General features: G+C 66.6%; 19 protein-coding genes and 1 pseudogene. 10 read left to right on the top strand and 10 right to left on the bottom strand.

Annotated features, from left to right (window positions below; all coding sequences use genetic code 11):
• Positions 1–3 precede the first annotated feature (3 nt).
• The 7 genes from WB794_RS10080 to WB794_RS10050 all read left to right on the top strand — a co-directional run bounded on the left by WB794_RS10080 (position 4) and on the right by WB794_RS10050 (position 10,573).
• The gene (locus WB794_RS10080; RefSeq protein ID WP_337335729.1) at positions 4–1,389 is read left to right on the top strand and encodes an MBL fold metallo-hydrolase RNA specificity domain-containing protein; all 1,386 of its coding nucleotides are present in this window, start codon (positions 4–6) and stop codon (positions 1,387–1,389) included.
• On the top strand, positions 1,386–2,903 hold the full coding sequence (locus WB794_RS10075; RefSeq protein ID WP_337335728.1) for a thymidine phosphorylase family protein: 1,518 nt from the start codon (positions 1,386–1,388) through the stop codon (positions 2,901–2,903). Before WB794_RS10080 ends, WB794_RS10075 begins: the two co-directional genes overlap by 4 nt.
• Complete coding sequence (locus tag WB794_RS10070; RefSeq protein WP_337335727.1) at positions 2,900–3,814, top strand: ribose-phosphate diphosphokinase; 915 nt, start codon at positions 2,900–2,902, stop codon at positions 3,812–3,814. Before WB794_RS10075 ends, WB794_RS10070 begins: the two co-directional genes overlap by 4 nt.
• Positions 3,811–6,273, top strand: a complete 2,463-nt coding sequence (locus tag WB794_RS10065) for a phosphoketolase family protein (RefSeq protein ID WP_337335726.1) — start codon at positions 3,811–3,813, stop codon at positions 6,271–6,273. The genes WB794_RS10070 and WB794_RS10065 overlap by 4 nt, the downstream gene beginning before the upstream one ends.
• Before the next feature lie 25 nt (positions 6,274–6,298).
• Positions 6,299–7,891, top strand: coding sequence for an ABC1 kinase family protein (locus WB794_RS10060; protein WP_337335725.1), 1,593 nt, complete (start codon positions 6,299–6,301; stop codon positions 7,889–7,891).
• Between the two features lie 113 nt (positions 7,892–8,004).
• Positions 8,005–10,080 (top strand): heavy metal translocating P-type ATPase, encoded by a 2,076-nt coding sequence (locus tag WB794_RS10055; protein ID WP_337335724.1) that lies wholly within the window; start codon positions 8,005–8,007, stop codon positions 10,078–10,080.
• 19 nt (positions 10,081–10,099) lie between these two features.
• Positions 10,100–10,573, top strand: a complete 474-nt coding sequence (locus WB794_RS10050; RefSeq protein ID WP_320388293.1) for a hypothetical protein — start codon at positions 10,100–10,102, stop codon at positions 10,571–10,573.
• Between the two features lie 341 nt (positions 10,574–10,914).
• Here WB794_RS10050 and WB794_RS10045 read toward each other — a convergent pair whose 3' ends face one another.
• Complete coding sequence (locus WB794_RS10045) at positions 10,915–11,538, bottom strand: cation efflux transmembrane domain-containing protein (protein ID WP_337335723.1); 624 nt, start codon at positions 11,536–11,538, stop codon at positions 10,915–10,917.
• Between the two features lie 94 nt (positions 11,539–11,632).
• Between WB794_RS10045 and WB794_RS10040 the strand changes: the two genes are divergently transcribed.
• Positions 11,633–12,028, top strand: a complete 396-nt coding sequence (locus WB794_RS10040) for a MerR family transcriptional regulator (RefSeq protein ID WP_320388291.1) — start codon at positions 11,633–11,635, stop codon at positions 12,026–12,028.
• Between the two features lie 8 nt (positions 12,029–12,036).
• On the opposite strand, the gene WB794_RS10035 is transcribed toward WB794_RS10040, so the two are convergent.
• From WB794_RS10035 to istA, 8 genes are all read right to left on the bottom strand, one after another.
• Entirely contained in the window at positions 12,037–12,630 is a 594-nt protein-coding gene (locus WB794_RS10035; RefSeq protein WP_096009486.1) for a cation efflux transmembrane domain-containing protein, read from the bottom strand.
• A gap of 1 nt (position 12,631) precedes the next feature.
• The gene (locus WB794_RS10030) at positions 12,632–15,808 is read right to left on the bottom strand and encodes an efflux RND transporter permease subunit (protein WP_320388295.1); all 3,177 of its coding nucleotides are present in this window, start codon (positions 15,806–15,808) and stop codon (positions 12,632–12,634) included.
• Between the two features lie 22 nt (positions 15,809–15,830).
• Positions 15,831–16,811, bottom strand: a complete 981-nt coding sequence (locus tag WB794_RS10025) for an efflux RND transporter periplasmic adaptor subunit (protein ID WP_320388290.1) — start codon at positions 16,809–16,811, stop codon at positions 15,831–15,833.
• Positions 16,808–18,088 (bottom strand): TolC family protein, encoded by a 1,281-nt coding sequence (locus WB794_RS10020; RefSeq protein ID WP_320388289.1) that lies wholly within the window; start codon positions 18,086–18,088, stop codon positions 16,808–16,810. The genes WB794_RS10025 and WB794_RS10020 overlap by 4 nt, the downstream gene beginning before the upstream one ends.
• A 56-nt stretch (positions 18,089–18,144) precedes the next feature.
• Positions 18,145–18,537: a hypothetical protein gene (locus WB794_RS10015; RefSeq protein ID WP_320388288.1), complete on the bottom strand. Its 393-nt coding sequence runs from the start codon at positions 18,535–18,537 to the stop codon at positions 18,145–18,147.
• Between the two features lie 60 nt (positions 18,538–18,597).
• A complete protein-coding gene (locus tag WB794_RS13540; protein WP_415926677.1) occupies positions 18,598–18,687 on the bottom strand; it encodes an SEC-C metal-binding domain-containing protein in 90 nt (29 codons plus the stop codon).
• A gap of 367 nt (positions 18,688–19,054) precedes the next feature.
• On the bottom strand, positions 19,055–19,789 hold the full coding sequence (gene istB, locus WB794_RS10010) for an IS21-like element helper ATPase IstB (protein WP_337335722.1): 735 nt from the start codon (positions 19,787–19,789) through the stop codon (positions 19,055–19,057).
• Positions 19,779–21,320 carry an IS21 family transposase gene (gene istA / locus WB794_RS10005; RefSeq protein ID WP_337335721.1) on the bottom strand — a complete coding sequence of 514 codons (1,542 nt, stop codon included), beginning with the start codon at positions 21,318–21,320 and terminating at the stop codon, positions 19,779–19,781. Before istA ends, istB begins: the two co-directional genes overlap by 11 nt.
• A gap of 686 nt (positions 21,321–22,006) precedes the next feature.
• Here istA and WB794_RS10000 point away from each other — a divergent pair.
• Both WB794_RS10000 and WB794_RS09995 read left to right on the top strand, forming a co-directional pair.
• The gene (locus WB794_RS10000) at positions 22,007–22,807 is read left to right on the top strand and encodes a hypothetical protein (RefSeq protein ID WP_337335720.1); all 801 of its coding nucleotides are present in this window, start codon (positions 22,007–22,009) and stop codon (positions 22,805–22,807) included.
• Positions 22,808–22,854: 47 nt separating this feature from the next.
• Positions 22,855–23,598, top strand: a pseudogene (locus WB794_RS09995) (hypothetical protein).
• Positions 23,599–23,634: 36 nt separating this feature from the next.
• On the opposite strand, the gene WB794_RS09990 reads toward WB794_RS09995, so the two are convergent.
• A complete protein-coding gene (locus WB794_RS09990; RefSeq protein ID WP_337335719.1) occupies positions 23,635–24,780 on the bottom strand; it encodes a hypothetical protein in 1,146 nt (381 codons plus the stop codon).
• Positions 24,781–25,106: the final 326 nt, after the last annotated feature.

The raw sequence follows: 25,106 nt of genomic DNA, 5'->3' as shown, positions 1-25,106 counted from the left end.
ATCATGACCTCGACTTCCCGCCCGACGCTGCAGTTCCTCGGTGCCGCCGGTACCGTCACCGGATCGCGCTACCTGGTCGAGGCCAATGGCCAGCGCGTGCTGGTCGACTGCGGTCTCTTCCAGGGCTACAAGCAGCTGCGCGACCGCAACTGGGCACCGTTTCCCGTCGACGCGGCATCAATCGATGCGGTGATCCTGACCCACGCCCACTTGGACCATTCGGGCTACCTGCCCGCACTCGTCAAGCAGGGGTTCCGCGGACGGATCCACTGCACCCACGGCAGCGTCGCACTATGCGGCCTGCTGCTTCCCGACAGCGGACACCTGCTCGAAGAAGAGGCGAAGTACGCCGCGCGCAAGGGCTACTCGAAGCACAAGGAGCCGCGACCGCTCTATACGGAAGAGGACGCCCGCCGCAGCCTGAAGCAGCTCCAGGGGCATGACCATGAACGCGAGATCGAGGTCGCGTCCGGCTTCACGGTCCGCTTCCATCCCGCGGGCCACATCCTGGGCGCCGCCCACGTCAGCCTGGATGTCCAGGGCCAGCGCCTGCACTTCAGTGGCGACCTGGGGCGGCAGCAGGAGTCGCTGATGAATCCGCCGACGCCCCTGCCCGCCTGTGACGTGCTGGTCTGCGAGTCCACATACGGCAATCGCGAACACGTCCCGATCGACCAGGAGGCCGAGTTGGCCCCCATCATCCGCCGCGTCGCTGCCCGCGGGGGCGTGATCGTCATCCCCGCCTTTGCCATCGGCCGCGCCCAGGCGCTCATGCTTCACATCGCCCGGCTGCGTGAGCGCAAGGAGATCCCTCGCGTGCCGGTGTACCTCAACAGCCCGATGGCGATCAACGCGACCCGGCACTACCACGCCCACCATTCCGAGCACCACGTGTCCGACGAGGACTGCCAGCGGATGTTCGACGTGGCCACCTTCGTCAACACGGTGGAAGAGTCGAAAGCGCTCAACCGCCAGCGCGGGCCGATGATCATCATCTCGGCCAGCGGCATGGCGACCGGGGGACGCGTGCTGCACCACATCGAGGCGTTCGGCCCCGATGACCGCAACGCGATCCTGCTCGCGGGCTACCAGGCCGGCGGAACACGCGGCGCCGCGCTGGCGGCAGGAAAGCGGACATTGCGCATGTTCGGTCGCGAGGTCCCCATTCGCGCGGAGGTGGTGCAGCTGGAAGGCTTCTCCGGCCACGCCGACGCCGGGGAGCTGCTCGACTGGATGCGCACCGCCCCGTCCGCGCCGCGCATGGTCTACCTCACCCACGGCGAGCCCGATGCAGCCGACACGTTGCGCGGGCGCGTGCAGCGTGAGCTGGGCTGGCGCGCGCGCGTTCCGGAGCACCTGGAGCGCGTTGGACTGGAGGATGCGCGATGAGCGAGCTGGCCGCTGCTCACACCCTGCTGCGCGTCACCCGTGCCGGCATCGACACCTACCAGCAGCCGGTGGTGTACATGCACCGCGACTGTGAAGTCTGCCGCTCGGAAGGCTTTGCCGCGATGACTCGCGTGAGGCTAGACGTGGGTTCGCGCACGCTGGTGGCGACGCTGAACGTGGTCGTGGACGATCGGCTCGGCCTGGACGAGGTGGCGCTCTCGGAGACCGCGTGGACGCTGCTCGATCCCATGCCCGATGTCCTTGCCCGGGTCCGGCACGCGGAACCTGCGGCGTCGGCAGGCGCGCTCCGCGCCAAGGTGTTCGGGGCACGGCTGGACGACGCGCAGTACCTCGCCCTGGTGCAGGACGTGATGGAAAGCAGGCTGTCGGACCTGGAGCTTGCCGCCTTCGTCACGGCCAGCGCGGGCGACCGCCTCGACAACGTCGAGACGACCGCGCTGACGCGGGCCATGATCGCGGTTGGCCAGCGCCTGGACTGGGGCGATGGGCCGGTGCTGGACAAGCACTGCGTCGGCGGCCTGCCGGGCAATCGCACCACCCCGATCGTGGTGGCCATCGTGGCCGCGCTGGGCTACCGCATCCCGAAGACGTCCTCGCGCGCCATCACATCGCCCGCGGGCACCGCCGACACCATGGAAGTGATGGCGCCGGTGGCGCTCGACCTGGCGGCGATGCGGCGGGTGGTGGAGCGCGAGGGCGGCTGCATCGTCTGGGGCGGCAACGTGCGCCTGAGCCCGGCCGACGACATCCTGATCCGGGTCCAGCGGCCGCTGGATTTCGACAGCGACGGCCAACTGGTCGCCAGCGTGCTGTCGAAGAAGATCGCGGCGGGCTCCACCCACGTGCTGATCGACATGCCGGTGGGTCCGACCGCCAAGGTGCGCAGTGAGGCTGCGGCCGACAGCCTCGGCTCGCGGCTTGCACACACCGCCAGCGCGCTTGGATTGCAGCTGGCCATCCATCGCTCCGACGGCACCCAGCCGGTGGGTCGGGGCATCGGCCCGGCGCTCGAGGCGAACGATGTGCTCAAGGTGCTGCGCAACGCCACCGACGCACCGGCCGACCTGCGCGAACGCGCGCTTGCGCTGTCGGCGGCGCTGCTGGACATGGCACCGGGCAGCAGCGCCGGCACCGGGCTGCAGCGCGCGCGCAGCGTGCTGGATTCCGGCGCCGCGCTGGCCAAATTCCTGGCGATCTGCGAGGCCCAGGGAGGCTTCCGCGAACCGCTGCGGGCAGCCTTCATCGCCGACGTCCCGGCAGCTGCGTCGGGTCGCATCGCGGAGATCGACAACCGCAGGCTGGCCAGGCTGGCCAAGCTGGCCGGCGCACCGACATCTCCCGCCGCAGGCCTGGAAACCGGCCTGCGGGTCGGTGATACGGTCGAACGCGGACAACCCCTGCTGACGCTGCATGCAGAGTCGCCGGGAGAACTGGCCTACGCCCTAGAGCACGCAGCGGCATTGCAACCCTTTGTCATTGGAGATGTCCCATGAACCGTGTACTGATGCCCTTCCCGGCCGATGCAGCATTGGCCGGCACCATGAACCAGGCTATGCAGGCGCGCATTGCACCCGTGGCCTGGCGGCACTTCCCTGATGGCGAGTCGCTGGTCACCCTGGACGATGCGCTGGCCGGCGCCGATGTGGCGATCCTGGCCAGCCTGCGCCACGCCGATGCCCTGGCCCTCCCGTTGCGTTTCGCCGCCCGAACGGCGCGCGAGTTCGGAGCGCGCTCGGTCGGCCTGATCGCGCCCTACCTGGGGTACATGCGCCAGGACAAGCGTTTCCATGGTGGTGAAGCGGTCAGCACCCCTCTGTTTGCCCAGTTCCTGGAGGAGGCGTTCGACTGGCTGGTGACCGTGGACCCGCACCTGCACCGCGTCGAGCGTCTGCAATCGCTCTACCAAATGCCGACGGCCCATGTGTCGGCAACGCCGGCCATGGCGCGCTGGATCGCCGAGACCGTCCCCGACGCGGTTCTGATTGGACCCGACAGCGAGAGCGAGCAATGGGTCGCCGACATCGCCGCCCGCTCCGGCATGCCCTGGCAGGTGCTGACCAAGGAGCGGCACGGCGACTATGACGTGCGCGTGAGCCTGCCCGACCCGGCGGCCGTAGCCGGCCGCACCCCGGTGCTGATCGACGACATCGTGTCGTCAGGCCACACGATCCTGGAAACCCTCGCGCACCTGCGCCAGCTGTCCCTGCCGCCGCCGCTGCTGGTCGCCATCCATCCGGTGTTCGCGGGCGATGCTTATGCCCGCCTGCAGGAGGCGGGCCTGGCCCGCATCGTGAGCACCGACACCATTCCCCACCCGTCGAACGCGATTGCGCTCGGCGCGGACCTTGCCGCTGCGGCCTCGACACTGATGGCTGCGTCGACCAATTCCCCGGAGGACCCATGAACCTGCATCTCAACTGCTGCACCGCGGACCAGTTGTCGGCCGCCGAGCGCCAGCGGATCCTTGAGCTCGCCGACGCCCACCGGCAGGCCGATCCCGCGTTCGCCCACTGGGCTGCCGGCTACGGCGTGATCCGGCATGACCCGCTCACCCAGCTTCGGGTCCGCCAGATGGTGGACGAGCTGGTGGCCTTGGGCCGCACGCCCGACGCCCAAACCGCCTGGCAGCGGCTTGCGGCGGCCGACCGCGTCACCAGCGCCGGCATGTGGCTGGTGGCGCACATGACCTACAGCCAGCGCGTTCGTACCGACGGCGCGGCCCTGGAGGTCGATGATTTCAAGACCACGCCTGAAGGCCACACCGGCGGGTCCCTCAACATGGTGCCCGCCTACGCCGGCTACCTGCTGATGGACGCCCTGGATGGCGTCACCCGCGCGTGGATGATGGGCCAGGGGCACTGCGTGGCCGCCATCGACGCGCTGAACGTGCTGGTTGGCAACATGACCGACCGGCACGCCGAACGTTACGACCGGTCCGACGCGGGGCTGAGCCGGTTCGTCGGCGACTTCTACGCCTACACCCTCAATCCGGACGGGACGCCGGCGTCGCCACTGGGCTCCCACGTCAACGCGCACACCGCCGGGGGCGTGATGGAAGGCGGCTATCTCGGCTTTGCGGAGCTGCAATATGTGCACGCACCGCTGAAGGACGAACGCTTGGTGGCCTTCCTCAGCGACGGTGCGTTCGAGGAACAGCGCGGCAGCGACTGGGCGCCGCGCTGGTGGCGTGCCGAGGACAGCGGACTCGTCAGCCCCATCATCATCCTCAACGGGCGGCGCATCGAACAGCGCAGCCAGATCACCCAGCAGGGCGGCGAGCGGTGGCTGAACCGGCACCTGCGCTTGAACGGCTTTGATCCGATCGCGCTGGACGGCCGCGATCCGGCCAGCATCGCGTGGGGCATCCACGTGATGGAGTCGCGCCTGCAAGCGGGCGCCGCTGTTCCCGCCGACGTGCGGCTGCCCTATGGCATCGCCGAAACCGTCAAGGGCTTCGGCTTCCCCGGCGCCGGGACCAACGCCTCGCACAACTTGCCGCTGCCGGGGAATCCGGCGAAGGATGCCGCGGCGCGCACGCTCTTCAATGAAGGCGCCGCGGCGCTGTTCGTGGCCGCGTCGGAGCTCGAGCAGGCCGTTGCCGCACTCAACAGCCACGATCTCCAGCAGCGGGTGCGCGAGCGCGACCATGCGCTGGCCGATCGCCAGGTGGAACCGCCCCGCGTCCCGGCGATCGCCGACCGCGGCGCCGGCGGCGAGAGTTCGCCGATGACCGCACTCGACGAGCAGTTCGTCGCGATCGCCGAAGCGAACCCTGGCCTGCGCGTGCGCGTGGGCAATCCCGACGAGCTGCGCAGCAACAAGCTCGACCGCACCCTGGACGCGATGAAGCACCGGGTGCACGAGCCCGAGCCCGGCGTCGCCGAATCGCCAACCGGCGCGGTCATCACCGCGCTCAACGAGGAAGCCGTGGTCTGCGCCGCACTCGGCAACAAGGGCGGGCTGAACCTGGTGGTCACCTACGAGGCGTTCGCACCGAAGATGCTGGGCGCCGTGCGCCAAGAGCTGATCTTCGCCCGCCATCAGGCCCAGGCCGGACGTCCGCCCGGCTGGCTTGGCGTCCCGCTGGTTCTCACCTCGCACACCTGGGAGAACGCGAAGAACGAACAGTCCCACCAGGATCCGACCATGGCCGAGGCGCTGCTGGGCGAAATGGCCGACATTTCGCGCGTGGTGTTTCCCCCGGACGCCAATGGCGCCGCCGCGGCCCTCGCCCACGCCTACGCGCAACGCGGCACGGTCACCACCCTGGTCGTCCCCAAGCGCCCGGTGCCGCATGAGCTGACGCCACAGCAGGCCGAGGCGCTGGCCGTGACCGGCGCAACCTGCCTGGCCGGCGATCCGGCGACGGCGGCGATCCTGCTGGTGGCCACCGGCGCGTACCAGCTGCAGGAAGTGCGTCGCGCGCAGGCGCGCCTGGCCGAACGCGGGGTGTCGGCCGCGATCGTCTATCTCGGCGAGCCCGGCCGGTTCCGCGCGCCGCGCGATCCGGAGGAGGCGCGGTACGTGCACTCCGACAGCGCGGTCCAGGCGCTGTTCCCGGTGGGCCGACCGCGCGTATTCGTCACCCACACCCGCCCCGAACCCTTCCTCGGCGCTCTGCGCCGGCTCGACACCGGCCCGGCCACCACTGCGGCGCTGGGCTTCGTCAACCGCGGCGGCACGCTGGACGTGCCCGGCCTGCTGTTCGCCAACCGCAGCACCTGGGCGCACGTGGTCGATGCGGCTGCGGGCGTCCTCGGCGAGTCCCGTGGCAGTCTGTTGTCGGAAGCGGAGTTGGCGGCAGTGGATGGTCGCGGCGATCCGGCCACCGTCCTGCGCCCGGAAACGGGACAGGCCTCGTGAGCGTGCCGGTCAGGACCTCGCGCTGATGGCCGGCACGGTGCGCCGCGGAGGTCAGATCGCCTGGGCCGGACTGAAGCTCGGAATCGCCGTGCTGCGCCTGCGCCGGCGTGCACCCGATCGGCTTCCCGCCTACATCAGCACCACCCTGGTGGGGCTGGGCACCACCTTCGTCAAGCTGGGCCAGGGCTTGAGCCTGCGCTGGGACCTGCTGCCGGCGCCCTATCGGGAGGCGCTGTCGCGACTGCACAGCGATGTGCCGGCGTTTCCTGCGGAGCAGGCGAGGCGCAGCGTCGAGCAGGCGTTCGGCGCACCGGTCGACGCGCTCTTCGCCAGCTTCGATGACAGGCCGCTGGCCGCGGCTTCAGTCGCCCAGATCCACCCGGCGCGCATGCATGACGGACGCGACGTGGTCGTCAAGATCACCCGCCCCGGCATCCATGCCCAGGTGCAGGCCGACCTGCGGCTGCTGCGGCGCACGGTGCGCGTGGCCCAGTGGCTGTGGCCGCCGCTCACGCGGCACCGCCCGCTCGAGCTCGTCGACGAACTGGGTGCCTTCCTGCGCGACGAGATCGACATGCGCCACGAAGCACAGAACATGCGTCGCATGGCCAGGGTGCTTGACGCCCTGCCCGGCATCACCCAGCCACACGTCGTCGAACCTTACGCCGCCCGCGACGTGATGGTCCAGGATCGAAGCCACGGCACCCGCCTCGAGGCCGCCTACGGAACAGCGGCCGCTCCCGCGCTGGCGAGGGAGCTGCTGGATGCCTACGTGCATCAGCTGTTCGGCGCCGGCGTATTCCATGCAGATCCCCATCCAGGGAATCTGTTCTTCTTCGACGACGGTCGCCTGTGCCTGCATGATTTCGGCTCGATCGGCGTGCTCGACCCGGCTTCCCGGCTCGCGCTGGGCGGCATGGTCGAGGCCATCGCGGCCGACGATGCCGAGGGCGTGCTGGATGCGGCAATCGCCCTGGGCTTCTTCCCGCCGCAGGTCGAACGGCGCTCGCACGTGCGCGAGATCCACCTGATCCTGGCCGAGATGGCCAGCCGTCCGCTGGCGCAGTGGTCCATTGCCGAGGCAATCTGGCGCGTGGCACGCATTGGGCAGGGCGCTGGCTTCCGGCTTCCGGCCCACCTGCTGTCCCTGATCCGGACGCTGTTCCTGGTCGAGAACACGCTGCGGGCGCTGGATCCGGATCTGGATCTGCTGGGGACGCTGTCCGCGCAGGCGGCCGAGATCGCCGAGATCGCCGATGCCAGCCGCCCCGGCGGCAACAGGCCGCTCGCCATGCGGCTGGCCCGCACCGCCCGCCAGCTGCCCCAGATCGCCACCGACCTGTTGCGGCAGGCGCAACTGAGCGACGGACGGCCCGCCCTCTCCGTACATCACCATGGCCTGAGTTCGACGCAGGAGGCAATCGCCCGCACGGGCAATCGGCTGGCATTGGCCCTGGTCACCTTGGGCCTGTATGTATGTGGTGCGCTGTTGAGCCTGCACTCCGACGGCCCGCAAGTGTTCGGTCACATGCCTTTCCTGGCTATCGTGGCTTTCGCTGCTGCGGCATTGCTCTCGCTGCGGCTGGTGACGGCCATCGCCAGATCGGGGCACTTGTAAGCAGCTGGAGCCCCGACCATTGGGGATCGCGATTTCAGACAGTCCCTTGCAGAATCACTGATCTATCTCCCCGCTGATGCCCAGTGCATCAGTGCATCCAAGAAGGCAGACCCATGACGCAACACGACCATCATCAGCACGATCATCAGGCGCATGGCGGGCAACCGCCGCATTCCCGCAAGGGTGCTGACGGCGACGTCCATGCCGGGCACGACAAGCATGCCGGCCACAGCGTGGCGAGCTTCCGCGACAAGTTCTGGCTCACGCTGCTGCTGACCATCCCCACTCTGATCTGGAGCGGGATGATCCAGCACTGGTTCGACTACACCGCACCACAGTTCCCGGGGTCGGCGTACATCCCGGCGGTGTTCGGCACGATCGTGTACTTCTACGGCGGCTCGCCGTTCGTCCGCGGCGGATACCACGAGCTGAGAAATCGCCTGCCGGGCATGATGACGCTGATCTCGCTTGCGATCACCGTCGCCTTCCTTTACAGCGCGTTGGTCACGCTCGGCGTTGTCGAGGGCTTGGACCTGTGGTGGGAGCTGGCGACGCTGGTGGCGATCATGTTGCTCGGCCACTGGATCGAGATGCGTTCGATCAACCAGGCACAGGGCGCTCTCAAGGAACTCGCGAAGCTGCTGCCTGATATGGCGGTGCGGTTGGATGAGGCCGGTACCGCGAAGGAAGTCCCTGTCGCGGAACTGAAGCGCGGCGACCTGCTGCTCATCAGGCCCGGCGCGAGCATTCCCGCCGACGGCGTCGTGAAGGAAGGGACCAGCGCCGTCAACGAAGCGATGATCACCGGCGAGTCCAAGCCGATGGACAAGTCGACGGGCGACCGGGTGATCGCCGGCACCGTCAACGGACAGGGCTCGTTGCGTGTCGAGGTGACGGGAACCGGCGACGAGACCGCGCTCGCGGGTATCATGCGGCTCGTCGAGCAGGCCCAGACGTCGCGCTCGCGCGCCCAGGCCCTGGCGGACCGGGCGGCGTTCTACCTCACGATCATCGCCATCGTCTCCGCCGCGGTTACCGCCATTGTCTGGCCACTCCTCGGTCGACCGTGGAGCTTCACGATCGAGCGCGTAGTGACCGTGCTCGTGATCGCCTGTCCCCATGCGCTGGGTTTGGCCATCCCGCTGGTGACCGCCATCTCGACCACGATTGGCGCACGGAACGGCCTGCTCGTGCGCGATCGACGCGGCCTGGAAGAGGCCCGTTTGCTGAACACGGTCGTGTTCGACAAGACAGGCACGCTCACGCTCGGTTCGCACCGCGTCGTGAAGACCACTGCCGCCGATGGACTCACCGACGACGAGGTGCTTCGCGTGGCCGCGTCGGTCCAGCGCGACGCTGAACATCCGATCGCGCAGGCGCTGATGACCAGCGCCAAGGAACATGGCATCGACGTTCCGATGTCGCAGGACTTCGAGTCCATGCCGGGACGCGGCGTGCGCGCAGTCGTCGAAGAGCGCTCGCTTCACGTTGGCGGGCCGGGTCTGTTGAGAATGCTCGCGGTCGAACCGCCGGAGACGCTTCGGCGGGCTGCCGAATCAGCGGCAGCCGATGGTCAATCTGCAACCTACCTGGTGGAAGGCGACCGGGTGCTCGCCGTATTTGCGATCGCGGATGCCATCCGTCCCGAATCGTTCGACGCGGTCAAGCGGCTGCACGACGAAGGACTGGAGGTTGTCCTGCTGACGGGTGATTCCACGGCGGTCGCAAACGCGGTCGCGAAGGAACTCAACATCGACACCGTCTTCGCCGAGGTATTGCCCGAGGACAAGGTGGCAAAGATCGAGGAGCTGCAGGCCCAGGGCAAGCGCGTCGCGATGGTGGGTGACGGTGTCAATGACGCTCCGGCGCTGCTCACGTCCGACGTCGGCATCGCCATCGGCACAGGGACGGACGTCGCGGTCGAGGCCGGCGACGTCGTACTCGTGCGCAGCGACCCGCGCGACGTGCCAGCGATCATCGAATTGAGCAAGGCCACCTATCGCAAGATGATCCAGAACCTGTGGTGGGCCGCCGGCTACAACATCGTCGCCATCCCTCTCGCCGCTGGCGTTCTCGCCGCATGGGGGATCCTGCTGCAACCTGCGCTTGGGGCAGTGCTCATGTCGCTGAGCACCGTCGTTGTGGCAATCAATGCGCAGCTGTTGCGCCGGGCGGTGCGGTCCCCATGAACATGATTCGGGGACACCTGTGACCACGCGCCGGCTTCTTGCACTCAACGTTGGCTCGTCCACCCTCAAGGGCGCGTCCTATCTGTTCAACACTGAGGGACACGGCGCGCAGTCTCGTCTGCTCGAGCGCTCCCGGGCCGAAATTCCAGTCGGCGTGGATGCGCAGGAGCGCCTTGCCACCCTGCTCGAGGCATTGTCGGAGCCGTGGCCCAGCCCCGACGTGGTGGTGCACCGAATCGTACATGGCGGTGACCTGCACGACGCCCGCTCGCTCGACGAAACCGTGCTCGCGAAACTGGATGCCTTGGTGCCATTCGCACCCTTGCACCAGCCGGTAGCCCTCGCTTTCGCGCGTGCCGCGCGCATGCGTTGGCCGCACGCGCGCCAAGGCGTGGCCTTCGACACCGACTTCCACGCGTCGCTCGCGCCCTTGCGTAGACCGAAGAGATTGACCACTTGGACCGGCCGTCGATGCCCAGCCCACCGACGTTGACCGGCGGCACCCAATGGCGGCTTCCGGCCTATTCCGTTGAAAAACTCGGCTCTTGGAATCGGCTTCGGCATTGCCGGACTGGCAGACCGGTGATCTCTCAGGCAGGACGACTGGATTGAAGGCGCGCAAGCGCCCTTGAACATCAGATGGGCAACGCGGCTGCTGCCATTTGGCCTTTTGGTACCAACCAGATCGCCATTCTTGAGAGTCGGCAGGGATTCGTTTAAAAAACGGCCAAAAGTGAGCTAACTGCCTGTCATAGCTGACTTTCGTGGCCGCTCCAGCCACGTGTCAGAACGGAGCATTTCTTCTTCGTGGACCGGACAACGGGCAGTAACTCGCTATTTCACCTCGTCCCGGTAACTCCGCCAAGCCATGCGGAGTACCCGAGCGGAGGACCGCAGGAACATCAGCAACAGCCCGCCGGCGATGACCAGATCGGGCCAGCCGGCATCGAACAGCCACACGCCGGCGGCCGCCAGAAGCACCGCAACACCCTCGTACAGGTCATTGCGGGAGCACTCCCAGGCCGATGACATATTCACGTCGCCAAAGCGGTACGGGGTCAGCAACCACAGGCACAAGGCGTTGAACGCAAGATTGATCACGGCGGCGATGCCGATGGCCTCGAAGATGGGCACCTCCGGATGGGCCAGACGCCAGCCGATCTGGATGGCGACCGCGACCGCGGCACCGAGGATCAGCAACCCCTTGAACAGCGCCACCTTGGCCTTGGCGCGCAGGCTGGCGCCGATGACCGCCAGGCTCAGCAGGTAGGTCAACGCATCACCGAGGTTGTCGAGGCTACCCGACAGCAACGAGGACGAGCCGCTGTAGATCGCCGCGGTGATCATCATCACGAAGGTGGCGATGTTGATCGCCAGCACGATCATCAACACGCGCCGCTGTCCCGCCTCCAGCGCGCGAATATCCACCGTGCTTCCGCAGCCGCACGAATCACTCATGATCATGTCTCCAAGTCGAGCGGGCGTCCGAGGATTTGCGGCCCGCTTCCAGGTCGGCGATCCTAAACCCCGGAGTCGCTACAGGGTCAAGCCCATGAAGATTGGAGAGGTCGCGGAGCGCAGCGGGTGCCATCCCGAAACCGTGCGCTACTACGAGCGCATCGGCTTGTTGCCTGAGCCGCCGCGCACGGCGGGCGGGTATCGCGACTACCGTCCCGCCGACGCGGATCGACTGCGTTTCATCAGCCGTGGACGGGCACTGGGCTTCTCCCTGGATGAGATCCGCAGCCTGTTGGGCTTGGCCGAGGATGACGACTTGTCCTGCGGGGATGTCGACCGGCTCGCCCGCGGGCACCTGCTGGACATCCGGAACCGGCTAAACGACCTTCAGCGGATGGCCTCGGAGCTCGAACGGGTGATTGGCAGTTGCAGCGGCGGCGAGCGCGGCCAGTGCGCCATCCTCGACACGCTGCGCCACCCGCCATCCTAGGTCGGCACTCAAGCGTCCTCTTCGCCACGGGCATCCTGCAGGATCTCGATGCCCCCTTTCAGGGCGATCGCCGCCACTGCGAGCCCCACGACGAGGTCGGGCCAGGCCCGCCCGGTCCACAGCACCAGTCCGCCACCCACGAGCACGCCTGCGTTGGCGATGAAATCGTTGGTGCTGAAGGTCGTCGCGGCACGCACGTTCACATTGGCCTGCCGGATTTTCTTGAGCAGCCACACGCATGTCGCGTTTACCAGGCCGGCCCCCAGCGCCATCACCATCATCGTCGTACCAATGGGCTCGGCGTCACCCAGGAACCGACGGCCCACGTCGACCAGGATCCCAGCGGCGAACAGGATCAGCAGCCAGCCGGACACTTTGGCCGCCGACCGTTTCCAGGCTTGTGAGCGACTGAGTGCGAGCAGGGTGATGATGTAGACGGCGCTGTCGGACGTATTGTCCAGTCCATTTGCGATCAGAGCGCTTGAGCCGGCGGCGACGCCCGTGACCCCGAACCCCGCGGCAAGCGCGAGGTTCAGGGCGAGGACGATCAACAGGATCCGGCGCTGGTGCGCGTCGTGTATCTCGATCTTCTCTTCACTCAACTCAGTGGGCCTCCAGTTGCGGCTTCGCTGCGTCGCCGCGATGCAGAAGACGGTAAAGGGTGGGCAGGACAAGCAGGGTGAGCAGCGTTGAAGACACGATCCCGCCGATCACGACGGTGGCGAGCGGACGCTGCACCTCCGCGCCCGCGCCGACATTGAGCGCCATCGGGACGAAGCCGAGCGACGCCACGAGGGCAGTCATCAAGACCGGCCGCAGCCGCCCGAGCGCGCCGTTGAAGACCGCGTCGTCCAGCGACTGGCCTTGTTCGCGCAGGTTGCGAATGAAGGCGATCATGACCAGGCCGTTGAGCACGGCCACGCCGGACAGCGCGATGAAGCCGACACCTGCGGTGATCGACAACGGGATACCGCGCAGAGCCAGTGCGGCCACGCCGCCCGACAGCGCCAGCGGCACGCCGCTGAACACGATCACCGCGTCCCTGGCCGAGCCAAAGGCCATGAACAACAGGCCGAAGATGAGGACCAAGGTCACTGGTACCACTACTGCGAGCCGTTGGCTGGCCGAGATCAACTGCTCGAACGTGCCGCCGTAGTCGATCCAGTAGCCCTCGGGTACGTTCACCTGCTGCCCGACGCGCTGCTGCAGCTCTTCGACGAAGCTACCCAAGTCGCGATCACGCACGTTGGCGGTGACCACCACCCGGCGCTTTCCATTCTCACGGTTGATCTGGTTGGGCCCCAGCAGGCTCTCGATCTGCGCGACCTCCCGCAGCGGCACGGTCCGCGCGCTCGCCCAACTGGGTTCCAGGCTCGACCGGTCCGCGTTCGCCACGTCGGGCAAGGGGATCGGCAGATCCTCGAGGGCGGTCGGATCGACGCGCATCTGTTCCGGCAGTCGCACCACGATGTCGAAGCGCCGGTCGCCCTCGAACAGCTGGCTGGCCACCTGGCCACCGACCGCAGTGGCAACGGTCTGCTGCACGATCCCCGGATTCAGGCCGAAGCGCGCAAGCGCCGCGCGGTCCGGGACGATCGTCAGCAGTGGCAAGCCGGTTGCCTGTTCGGTGTTGACGTCGACCGCGCCCTCGACCTGCCTGGCAGCCGCCTCGACCTGTTCGGCCACTTCGACCAGCGTGTCCAGGTCGTCACCGAACACCTTGATCGCCACATCCGCACGCACCCCCGAAATCAGCTCGTTGGTCCGCATCTCGATCGGTTGCGAGAACTCGTAGTTGTTGCCTGGCAGCGTGGCCACTGCGGCTTCGATTTCGTCGATCAGAACGTCCCTGGGCTTGCGTGGATCGGGCCATTGCCCGCGTGGTTTCACCATCAGGTAGGTGTCCGCCACGTTGGGTGGCATCGGGTCGGTGGCCACCTCCGCCGTGCCAATCCTGCTGAAGACACGCTCGACTTCCGGAACCTGCATCAGGCGTTCTTCCACGGCCAGTTGCATCTTCACCGACTGCTCCAGGCCCGTTCCGGGAATGCGGATCGCTTGCATGGCGAGGTCGCCCTCGTCCAGGCTGGGAATGAACTCGCTGCCCAGGCGTGTGGCGAGTAGCAGGGACACGACGACCAGCATCAGTGCCCCGCCAAGGACCCAGTTTTGCCGGCGAAGCGACCACGCAAGCAACGGCTCATAGCGCCGCCGCGTCCATTGGACCAGTCTGTTCTCCTTCTCCTCGACGCGGTTACCCATGAAGATCGCGATGGACGCGGGAACGAAGGTCAGCGACAGGACCATTGCACCGGTGAGGGCCAGCACCACGGTGATCGCCATCGGGTGGAACATCTTTCCCTCGATCCCGGTCAGCGCGAAAATCGGCAGGTACACCGCGACGATGATGAACATGCCGAACAGGCTGGGCCGGATGACTTCGACCGTGGCAGTGGCCGTCAGGTCGTTGCGTTCCTCGCGTGTCAACGTCCGCCCAAGTCGGTGCTGCATCTCGCCAAACCGCCGCAGAACATTCTCGATGATGATGACCGCGCCATCGACGATCAGCCCGAAGTCGAGCGCACCGAGACTCATCAGGTTCCCCGACACGCCGCCACGCACCATCCCGGTGATGGTGAACAGCATGGCCAGCGGGATGACGGCTGCGGTGATGAGCGCGGCGCGGAAGTTCCCCAACAGCAGGAACAGGACCACGATCACCAGCAAGGCACCCTCGATCAGGTTCTTCGAGATGGTCTGCATCGTGCGTTCGACCAGCCCGGTGCGGTCGTAGACCGCCGTCGCGGTGACGCCTTCCGGCAAACTTGCGTTCGCATCCTGCAGCTTCGCCGCCGCGGCCTGCGCGACGGTGCGGCTGTTGGAGCCCACCAGCATCGACACTGTGCCCAGCACGACTTCTTCGCCGTTCTGGGTGGCCGCGCCGGTACGAAGCTCCGGGCCTTCACCCACCTGTGCCAGGTCGGCAACCCGGATCGGCAGGCCGTCGCGTCGGTCCAGCACGATGTTCCGGATCTCGTCGATCCCGCCGACCTGGCCGGGCACGCGCACCAGGTACTGCTGGCCGTTGCGCTCAATGTAACCGGCGCCCATGTTCTGGTTGTTGGCCGCCACCGCGTCGACGATGTCCTGCAGCGTGAAGCCGAGTGCAACCAGCTTGGACGGGTCCGGCGTGATGTGGATCTGCCGCTCGAAGCCGCCGATCGTGTTGACCTCGGTCACCCCCGGTGTGTTGCGCATCTGCGGCCGGATGACCCAGTCCTGCAGGGTGCGGAGGTCGGTGGCGGTCCACGGCGTGCCGTCCGGCTTGGCCGCCCCGGGCGCCGCGTCGACGGTGTACAGGAAGATCTCGCCCAACCCGGTCGAGATCGGCCCCATTTCGGGCTCCAGTCCTTCTGGGATCTGCGAGCGGATCTGCTGCAGGCGCTCGGCCACCTGCTGCCGGGCGAAGTACAGGTCGGTGCCGTCCTCGAACACCACTGTGACCTGCGACAAGCCGTATCGGGACAGAGATCGCGTGTAGTCAAGGCGCGGCAGGCCGGCGAGTGCCGTCTCGATCGGGTAGGTAACCCGCTGCTCGGACTCCAGTGGCGAATAGCCGGGCGCCTCGGTGTTGATCTGTACCTGGACGTTCGTGATGTCGGGCGTTGCATCGATCGGGAGCCGGGTGAAGCTCCAGATGCCCACGCCGATCAGCCCGAGGGTCAGCACCAGCATCATCCAGCGATGTCGGATCGAGAACCGGACGATTCGCTCCAGCAGGCCCGGCTGGAGGGCTACGGCGTCAGTGGTCATGCGCCGCGCCCTCCTTGCCGATGTCCGCCTTGATCAAGTAGCTCTCCGCGACGACCACCTCCTCGCCTTCGCTCAGGCCCGAGAGGATCTGCACCTGCGTGGCATCGCGGGCACCGAGTTCGACGTGTCGGGTCAGGTACGTCTCGCCCTCACGTACGAACACGGCCTCCTGGCCATCCATCGACTGCAGCGCGGTCAGCGGCACCATCAGGTCCACCGGCTCCTGCGCGACCGTGATCCGCGCCTTGACCGCCGTTCCCGGCCGCCATTGGTTGTCGGCGTTGTCGATCGTTGCGCGGGCCACCGTGCTCTGGCTGGCGGTGGCCATGCCCGGCAGCACGCGTTCGAGCGTGGTTCGGACCGTCTCGCCATCGCTCATGCGGGTGACCGTCACCGGCACGCCGGGCTGGATGTGCTGGGCGTCGGCGCCAAAGATGTGGAGGTCGACCCAGAGCTGCGAGAGATCGGCGATCTCGAACAGCGGCGCGCCCTCGCCGGCCAAGCCGCCGACCGAGGCACTGCGCTCGACGACCACGCCAGAGATCGGCGCGGCGACGCTGTAGGTGCTCAGGCTCAGGTTGCTCTCGATCGTCGCCAGTGTCTGGCCGGCGCGAACCTGGTCTCCGACATTGGCGCGCAGTGAGCGGATCGGGCCTGGGAAGCGGGCGGTGACCTGCGCAACACGGCCCTCTACCGGGGTCAGCAGGCCTTGTACCTCATGCTCGTCGGCGATCACGCCGGGGCCGACGGGCCGCGTCTGGATACCGGACTTTTCGGCAATTTCGGCAGGGATGACCGTGCTGGCGATTTCACCCGCTTCATGACCGTGTTCGTCGGCCTCGGTGCCGTGGTCGGCGGCCTCGTCAGCATGGGCGTCGTTTGCCGGCTGGCTAGGCTGGTCCGGCTCACCACTGCAAGCCGCCAGGCTCAAGGCCAGCGCCAATGCCGGGATCAGGTGGACAGGCTTCATGGGGTTGCTCCTTGGTTGTCTTGCGGGCCCGGGCCGGCGACGAATGCCTGGCCGGTCAGCCGCTGGATCTCGATCAGGGCGCGCTGGGCTTCCAGCGCAGCTGCCAGCTGTTGCTGCCGTGCGGCGGCGCGCTCCGCCTGCAGGCTCGACCACTCCAGATAACTGGCGGCGCCTGCGCGGTACGCGGTGGCGGCCGCTGCTTCGGCCTTGGCCAGACGTGGAAGCACGTCCTCACCCAGCCGCTGTGCTTCCAGGCGGGCCACCCCGAAGCGGCCATGCGCCTCGGCAAGGGTGGAGTAGAGCGACAGCCCCACGGCCTCCCGTTCGATTTCCAGCGCTGTCAACTCGGCGCGTGCGGCACGGATGCCCGGTTGTGCCCGGCGGGTGGTGCCCAGCGGGATCGAGACACTGCCGACCAAGCCGAAGTCATCGCCGTCCGCCATCCGTCGCACGCCCACCTGCCAGTCGAAGTCCGGGGTCGCTTCGCTGCGTGCCAGCTGCAGGCGTGCCTCGCCAATGCGCTGCTGATCGACGAACTGCGCGAGCTCGGGAGTGCGTTGCAACCAGTCGGCGAGTACCGCGAAGTCCGCGATCTGGGGCACGGCGAGCAGATCGCCCCCGAGGATCTCGAATGCGGGATTTCGCTCGCCCCACAGGGCCGCGAGATGCTGGCGGGCGGCCGCCTGACGTTGCCGGGCTCGCGCGCGATCCAGTTCCGACCGCGCGAGGGCGGCCTGGGCGGTGAGTACGACCGATTCCGGCGAAGCGCCGGCCTCGTGACGCCGGCGCGCCGCAGCAACGGTGCGTTCGCGCTGGTCGACGTCCAACTGCGCAAGCTCGCCTTCGCGTTGCGCACCGACGACCGCCAGGTAGCGGCGGGCCACTTCGGCCAGGAGATCCAACCGCTGCGCCTCGCGCTCGATGGCCAGCGCGTCGATCCGGCTTTGCGCGAGCGTGCGGCGGGCATCGAGCTTGCCGCCGCGCTCCAGCACGGAGGCGAGGCTCAGCGTGATCTCGGCGCCATCCAGGCCGCTGGCCGGGCCGGTACCGAGCACGTTCTCGACCTCGGCTCCAGCGACCAGCGCCGGGCGCAACGAGGAGCGATCCAGTTCGGCTTTCAGGGCCTCATGGCGGGCGCCAAACAGGCGCAGATCGGGGTGTGTATCGGCAACGCGAAGGAAAGCGTCGTCCAGGGTGAGGGGGTCGGCGGCGTGCGTGGGGAATGCCACGGCACACACGGCGACGAACGCGGCCAGGGCCGCTGATCGCAAACGCATGGGGGTTGCTCCGATGAATCGAATTGACGGGAGTCGGCATCAGGCCGACGGCGCGGTCATCCGAAGATCGGAGGCTTGAACGGACTCGCTAGGCGCACGATCGGTGGGGGCGACGCCTTCTCAATCACCAGCCGACCGGCTACCGGAAGAGCAGACAAGGACTCCAGGACAGGCATTACGGCCGCGGCGGCGCCACAGCAATGTGCAAAATCCAGAAGCACGTGCAAGGTCTCCGATCCATCCTGATCGTGCGCACCTGTCGCGGTGAGCTCCGCGCCCAGATCGTTGGCATGCGGGCCGTGGCTGTGCATGCCCGACGGGTCGTGTGCGAGCTCATACATCTCGCCGGCGGCTGTCATCACCGGTTGGACGGCCAACCCCAGCGCAAGCACACCCAGAACGAGGACGCGCAGGAGCGGCAACAAGAAGCGGGGATGCAGGCGGGTCATGGCCGCGCAGGTTACCTGAGGATGATGGGGTTATACAATTCCGCTGAAGCGTCGAGAGGGCTACAGGAAAAAGGCGCGTTCCAGTTCTCGGCCATGGCACCGCTTGTACTTGCTTTTACTGCCGCACTGGCACGGCTGGTGATCGCGCAGCCCCGACGACAGTGCGTGTCCCAGGGACTGGTGCGCCTGCTGCAGTGGTTCGATTCATGCGCGGGGACACTGACCTCGCCGGGAGCCGCCGGGATGCCCCGGATCAGTCTCTTCCTGGGGGCTCTTGCCGTTGCATGAGCTGCTAGCCCTTCGATGGAAGACAACAAGACCCGGACTGCGCTCTACGAGGTCATGCGGTCGGCCTGGGCTGCCTGAGTGATCCGTGGGACGAAGTGGTGCGCGATGTTCCAACGAGACGTCCGCCTGCCGTGCATGCACATCTTCGAGAGGCGACCAGTCAACGCCGACCCATCGTTATCGCGGTCAGAACAACCGTTCCCGGCGTTCGCCGGGAACGGTGATCAGGTCAACGAGCCGCGTGCTTGCGCATCGAGTCGCCCTTCAACTCGATAGCGTGCTTGTTGTGCAGAAGACGATCCAGGATGGCATCGGCCACAGTGGGTTCGCCCAGATAGTCATGCCAGGTCTTCACGGGCAGCTGAGATGTGATCAGCACCGAGCCGCCCGGAATGCGGTCGTCAATCACTTCCAGCAGGTTCTGCCGACCCCGGGCGGTGATGGGTGCGACACCCCAATCGTCCAGAATCAGCAGCCGGGCCTTGGCCAACTTCGTGCGCAACGCCGGCAAGCTCCCATCGGCATGCGCTACCTCCATGTCCTCCATCAGCCGCGGCATCCGCTGATAGTTGACTGACAACCCCTTGCGGGTTGCTTCCCGCCCCAGCGCACAGCCCAGCCAGGTCTTACCGGTGCCGGTGGGCCCAGTGAGGACCACATGCTGGCCCCGCTCGATCCACTGGCACATCAGCAGATCCATGATCTGGCGCTTGTCGATGCCGCGCCTTGCGGAGAAGTCGATGTCCTCTGGCACCGCGTTGGCGGCCTTGAGTTTCGCTGACTTCAACAGGCGCGCGACGCGGCGGTTCTCACGCATGGCCAGTTCCGCATCCACGAGAAGACCGAACCTGTCGTCGAACGACATCGACTGATGTGACGGGTTGTCGAGCTGCTCCTCATAGGCCGTGGCCATGCCAGGCATCCGGAGCATGACCAGCCCTTGACGTGTGGGGTTAATCAGCATGTGCCACCTCTGGATTGGCGTAGTAGTTCGGCCCGCGGACGTTGCCGTGGCTCGGTAAGGCGGGCGTTATCGCAAGCGCCCTCTCATGGCGCTCAAGACCGTTCTGGAGGATCGACCGAACACTTTTCACCGTCGGTGACTTGATCGCCAGCGCCCGGCCACAGGCCAGCTCGAACCGCTCCGCGCCATGCGTGCGGGCGGTCTTTTGTAGGTTGCCGCACGAATTGAGAGCGGCCGCGGGGTGGCGTGCCCCCTCCAGCAGCGACTGCACCACCGCCAGCGCCCGATGTCCGATGCCCTGCGCCCAGCCCAGGTACCGCTCGGGTGTGTGATCGGCCCATGCCAGGTGATGGTCGGGCATGTGCGCCCGATCCGTCGTCTTCCCGCCGATCACCTCCGAGCGGGCGTACGAGGCCACCCGCGCGTTATGGCTGATGATCTCAATGACGTTCGGAGTACAGCGGGCATGGATCTGCTGTTGCACCAGACGGTACGGGACGGAATAGTAGTGGCCATGGATGGACACGTGGTAGTCCGGCGGCACGCGAACCGGCCCCACCCATTCGCTGAACTCGTAGCGCTCCGGCAGCGGCAACAGCGCGGGACGATCGATTTGCTCGAAGCGCTCCCGGCGACTCTGGCGGTATCGGCGCATCGTGCGGTCGTTGATCAGATCAATGCACTCGGCGATCCCCGTGTTGAGTTCATCAAGTGAGTGGAAGACCCGGTTGCGCAGGCGAGCAATGACCCAGCGCAGGAACACCAGCACGCCACCCTCGGCGAGTGCCTTGTCTTTAGGGCGACGGCTGCGCGCCGGCAGGATCACCGTGCCGTAGTGATGGGCCATCGCCAGATACGACGGGTTCAACACCGGTTCGGAACCTGCTTTGGTGACGGCGGACTTCAGGTTATCGGGGATCGTGATCCGCGGCACACCACCTGCGAAGTGGTACCACCGACAATGCGCCTCGACCCAGTGTTCAACGCGCTGCGACGGCACAGCGGTGGCGAACAGCAGCCCCGCAACCCCCGTGGCAGCCACGAAGATTTCCGCCCGATGCTGTTCGCCGGTGGCCGGGTCCACCCACGACATCAGCGTGCCCGAGAAGTCGACCCAACCACGTTCCCCCGGATCGTACTGTTGCCGCATCGACAGCGCCTGCGTCCCTGCCCATGCGCGGTACAGGTCATTGAAGCGACTCAGTTCATACGAGGTGTCCGGATCCTCATCCCGATACTCCAGCCACAGCAGCGTGCGGGTCACGCCCTTGCGTTGCAGTTCCCGGTGGATATGCGGCCAGTCCGGGACGCGCCTTTCGCCTTGAGCCGCCCCGCGCCGATTGAACAGCGCTTGGCGCGCGGACTCGTTCAGCGCTTCCACATCATCCAATGTCAACGCATGCTGTTCCAGCAGCATCCGGTAGCGGCGGATCGTGTTGTAGGCTAGATCCACATCCCGCCCGATCTGGCGGTTACTGGCGGACGTGGTCAGGATCAGGCGCACGGCCGTCACCAGCTTGTCTTGTTTCATGCCACTCTCCCACAGCGATCCGCCACCCAGGAGCGGCTGCCACTCCGGCGGATCGTGGATTGGGTTCAGGCGAGCCTCAGAGAGGCTTGACAGCAGCTGGGTAGCCGAGGGACGATAACGAGCAAGGGTTGGTCGTATAGCCCGAAGCGCGCCGGGGTCGTTACCCCCGGCGCGTTTTCATTTCTGCGCCTGGAATATGCAGCCGAATCGGCTGCGGCAGGTCAGTTCGTCAAGACGCACCTCCCTGCAGCGACCTGTCGCTCGCCACCGCACGCTTCTGTTTCCAAAGCCAAGCAGCGATGTCTGTGGCCGTGGCGAAACGCCCCCGCCGGCCATCCAACTCGAAGGTGTCCACCGGCAAGCGCCCGCGCTGATGCGCCTTGCGGAACGCATCCTGTGACGGATATCCCAATGCACGAGTGAGCTGCCCTCCGCCGATTGTCGCGCCCAAGGCGCGCACCAAGCGTTGCTCGAAGTCTTCAAAGCATTGGGGTGGTGCCGAATCCGCTCCGGCAGTTGCTGGCGAATATATGGCTGCTGATCGAATCATGTCCCGGACTGTCGCGGATGGCCCCTGTGCCTCGATCATGGCATCGGTCCACTTATGGCTCAAAGGGTATGGGTTTTAGAAAAACCATACCCCGGACCAAGCGTGACAACAGTGGACAGCTGACCGACGATGGCGCATGCCGATGACGCACAGCGATTCGTTCGATGCAAAAGCCCACCGGGACGCGGTAAAGCGTGTGCGCGGAACTGTCTGCTATGGCGCTCTGGCTCACCACTTCGGAACGCAGTCTCCAACGTTGCTGGAAGCACGCATTGATGGGCGCCGGCCCTACGACGAGCTGGGCGAGAAGGTGGTGTCCAACAAGTACAAGCGCTGGCGCGAGGGAAAGGCCTTGCCCAGTGAGGACACCGTGGCTCACGTGTCGAACAGGTCAGCAGGGGCCGTGCGGCTTGACTACTGGCGGGACCTGCCACTGTGGGAACTATTGGCGGTCGAGTGCCCACCGGTTCCACGCCTCCACCGCATCATCGAGCACTCCGCGAGCGTCCGCCATGTGCTGTTGTTGGACGGGGAGCCAGAACGGTTCGGTTACAACCACTCACCACTCGATCGCAAGAACGCATTGGGACTGCGCAACCTGCGCTCACTTGACGCCTTCATTGCGCTTTTGGCCCTAGCCCGCAAGGGAGAGCAGTCGGAGGATGCTCCACAGCATTACCTGCCAGCCCTGTGCGCTTTCGACATCCTTCCTTATGTGCTGTACGGCCACTCGGCACTTCGCTATCGATGGGAAGGACTGTTCGGGTCTCTCAAGCGCATCTTCTGGAACGTGATCTACGTGACCGGACAGGTTGGCCAGTTTCCCGTTGAGGAGGTCCAAGCGAGGCTGAAGGCGCTGGAGGCTGACCCGCTAACTTCCCTCACTCAACTTGCCGGCATACGCATCAGGAGGGCACCAGAAGAGCTTCCCCTTTGACAATGGCCACATAGTGTCGTTGACCAGATCACGACCAATTGGTTTGGGTGGTCAGAACCTTTCGGTTTCGTGATGCGGACCCTTCGGCACCATCACCCTGGAGCCGGCGCTTGCCTGTCCCTGAAGCATGGGATGCGCTGGGCATCCGCCGCTACGGTTTCCATGGACTCGCCTTTGCCTCCGCGCTCCGCATAGTGGCCAGCCACGACGCTGGAATCCTGAAGGGCCGCGCTGTCTTCGCGCATCTGGGGGGTGGCTGCAGCGTCTGCGCCGTCGAGGGCGGCCGCAGCCGCGACACCACCATGGCGCTCACTCCGCTGGGTGGAATCCCGAGCCCTACCCGCTCCGGAGATCTCGATCCCGGCGCGTTGCTGTATCTGCTGAGGCATGAACGCCTGGATGCGCAGGCGCTTGAAAACGGCCTGTACCGCAGTGCAGGCCTTGCCGGAATCGCCGGCCATGGCGACATGCGCGTGTTGCTGACGGATCCCGGCCCGCAGGCCCAGCTTGCCGTGGAGCTCTTTGCAGTCCGGATTGCGTAGTCCATCGCGGCCATGGCCACGGCAATTGGCGGTCTCGACCATGTCGTCTTTTCCGGCGGCATCGGCCATCGCGCGCCGGTTTTGCGGGCTCGCATCGTCGCGCGACTGGCCTGGCTCGGCCTGGCGCTGGCACCTGACGTCAACGATGCTGGAGCCACGCGGATCGACCGCGGGGGCGGGCCGAGCATATGGAACGTCGCGATCGATGAGGAGCGCGAACTGGCTGAATCGGCACTCGCCTGGCTGTAGCCACGACACGCCCCAAGGGTCGGCTCCGGTGGGGAATCACTCCTCGATCCGTGACGACGTGAGCACCGCTGCGAATCCACCACCGGGGGTGCGCATGTTCGTGGTCTGGCCCTGGTACAGCCTGGCCGCGAACAACAGGACACCCGCCTCGGACGCGAAGCAGCGCACGTCCGCCTTGAGCGACTGGCCCCCATGCACGATCCGCATGCTCGGTGGCGCGAAGGCCTGTGCGATGTAGGTCGCCGACGCCATCGACTCCCACGTTCGCCGGGTGAGCTTGTCGCCCCGATAGCTGCCACGGCTGCCGAACCCTGCTGCAGGCTTGAAGAAGTAGCCGTTGCGCGCTGCCCACAGCGCATCCCGGTTTCCGGGGACGACTTCAACCGTTGTCGGGATCACCTCGGCCAGCAGGGCTGTCAAACCCGCATCGACCCCAAACCCGCCGAGCAAAGCCGCGTCTCCAAGCACCGCCAGGTTGCGCTTGTCGGCGAACAGCGCGTGCGCACGCGGATGCGGGGTGAGTGCGACGTCCCCTGCGAGATAAGCCTGACGAAGGTCCGGATGCGAAGCTTCCTCAAGCGCGAAATCGGTCAACCGGTTGTAGACCATGTCGATCGGGCCGTCGGCATCTGCAAGCCCCTCCGGGCCGAACCTCAGATCCTCGGGCGCGCGTATCACGCAGTCCACGCCGTGCTCCCGGAATGCGTCCGCGTACAGCTCGAACTCGGGGTAGAGGAACTGCTCCCGCGGGGCGCTGTCCACGATGGCCACACGGGACGGCGCGCGGCCCGACTGCTGCCGGGCATCGTCAAGCCAGGCGGCTACAGCCGCGCTATGGGCCTCCGTCGCCGTGGTCCAGGTGGTCCACGCAGCCGGCGCGCAAGATCTCACGGCATCGAGCAGCACGGCATTGAGGAGCAGCCCGCCTGGATTGGTGTTGACCTCGATCAACCGCGGGCCGTCGACGGTCAGGTGAAAGTCCAGCCCCAGGACGCCACCCGCCGAACCCGGGTAATGGGTTGCGATGTCGGGGGCCCATTGCAGGACGCGCTCGCGGTATCGTGGATTCTCTGCAACTTCGAAGAGCGCCGCCGCGACTCGCCCCATGGCGTCCAACGCCGCACGGTCGACGAACAGGGCGTACCGAGAGAACAGATGTGCGTGAACGGCCGGGTCAGACATGGACTCCGAGAAGGCGGCCCGGATCGACTCGTGCAGCCGCAAGACGTCGACTACTTCGCATGCACACCGCTGGTTGAGCGAGGCACCCACTGAAGTGGCACAGTTGATATTGCAGCCTGACTGGCCAGCCATTCTTGGGGCTCCCTAGGTTTACGCCTCGACGCAGCCTGGTTGCTGCGCTGCTGCATCGATCCCGCCCAGCAGTCATGTTATCTGCTCTCAGGACAAGCGCCGCTTCTCGAAGAAGACTGAACCGCCCCGACTTTCCCGGAGGCTCTTTCCCTTGAGAGGATAGAGCCATGAGGAAGTCCCCGAAGTTTTCCCCC

Origin of the sequence: Denitratimonas tolerans (genome assembly GCF_037203605.1) — a bacterium.
Taxonomy (GTDB): domain Bacteria; phylum Pseudomonadota; class Gammaproteobacteria; order Xanthomonadales; family Xanthomonadaceae; genus Denitratimonas; species Denitratimonas tolerans.
The sequence above is the reverse complement of the archived record's forward strand: the minus strand, read 5'-3'. Positions and strand labels throughout refer to the sequence as shown.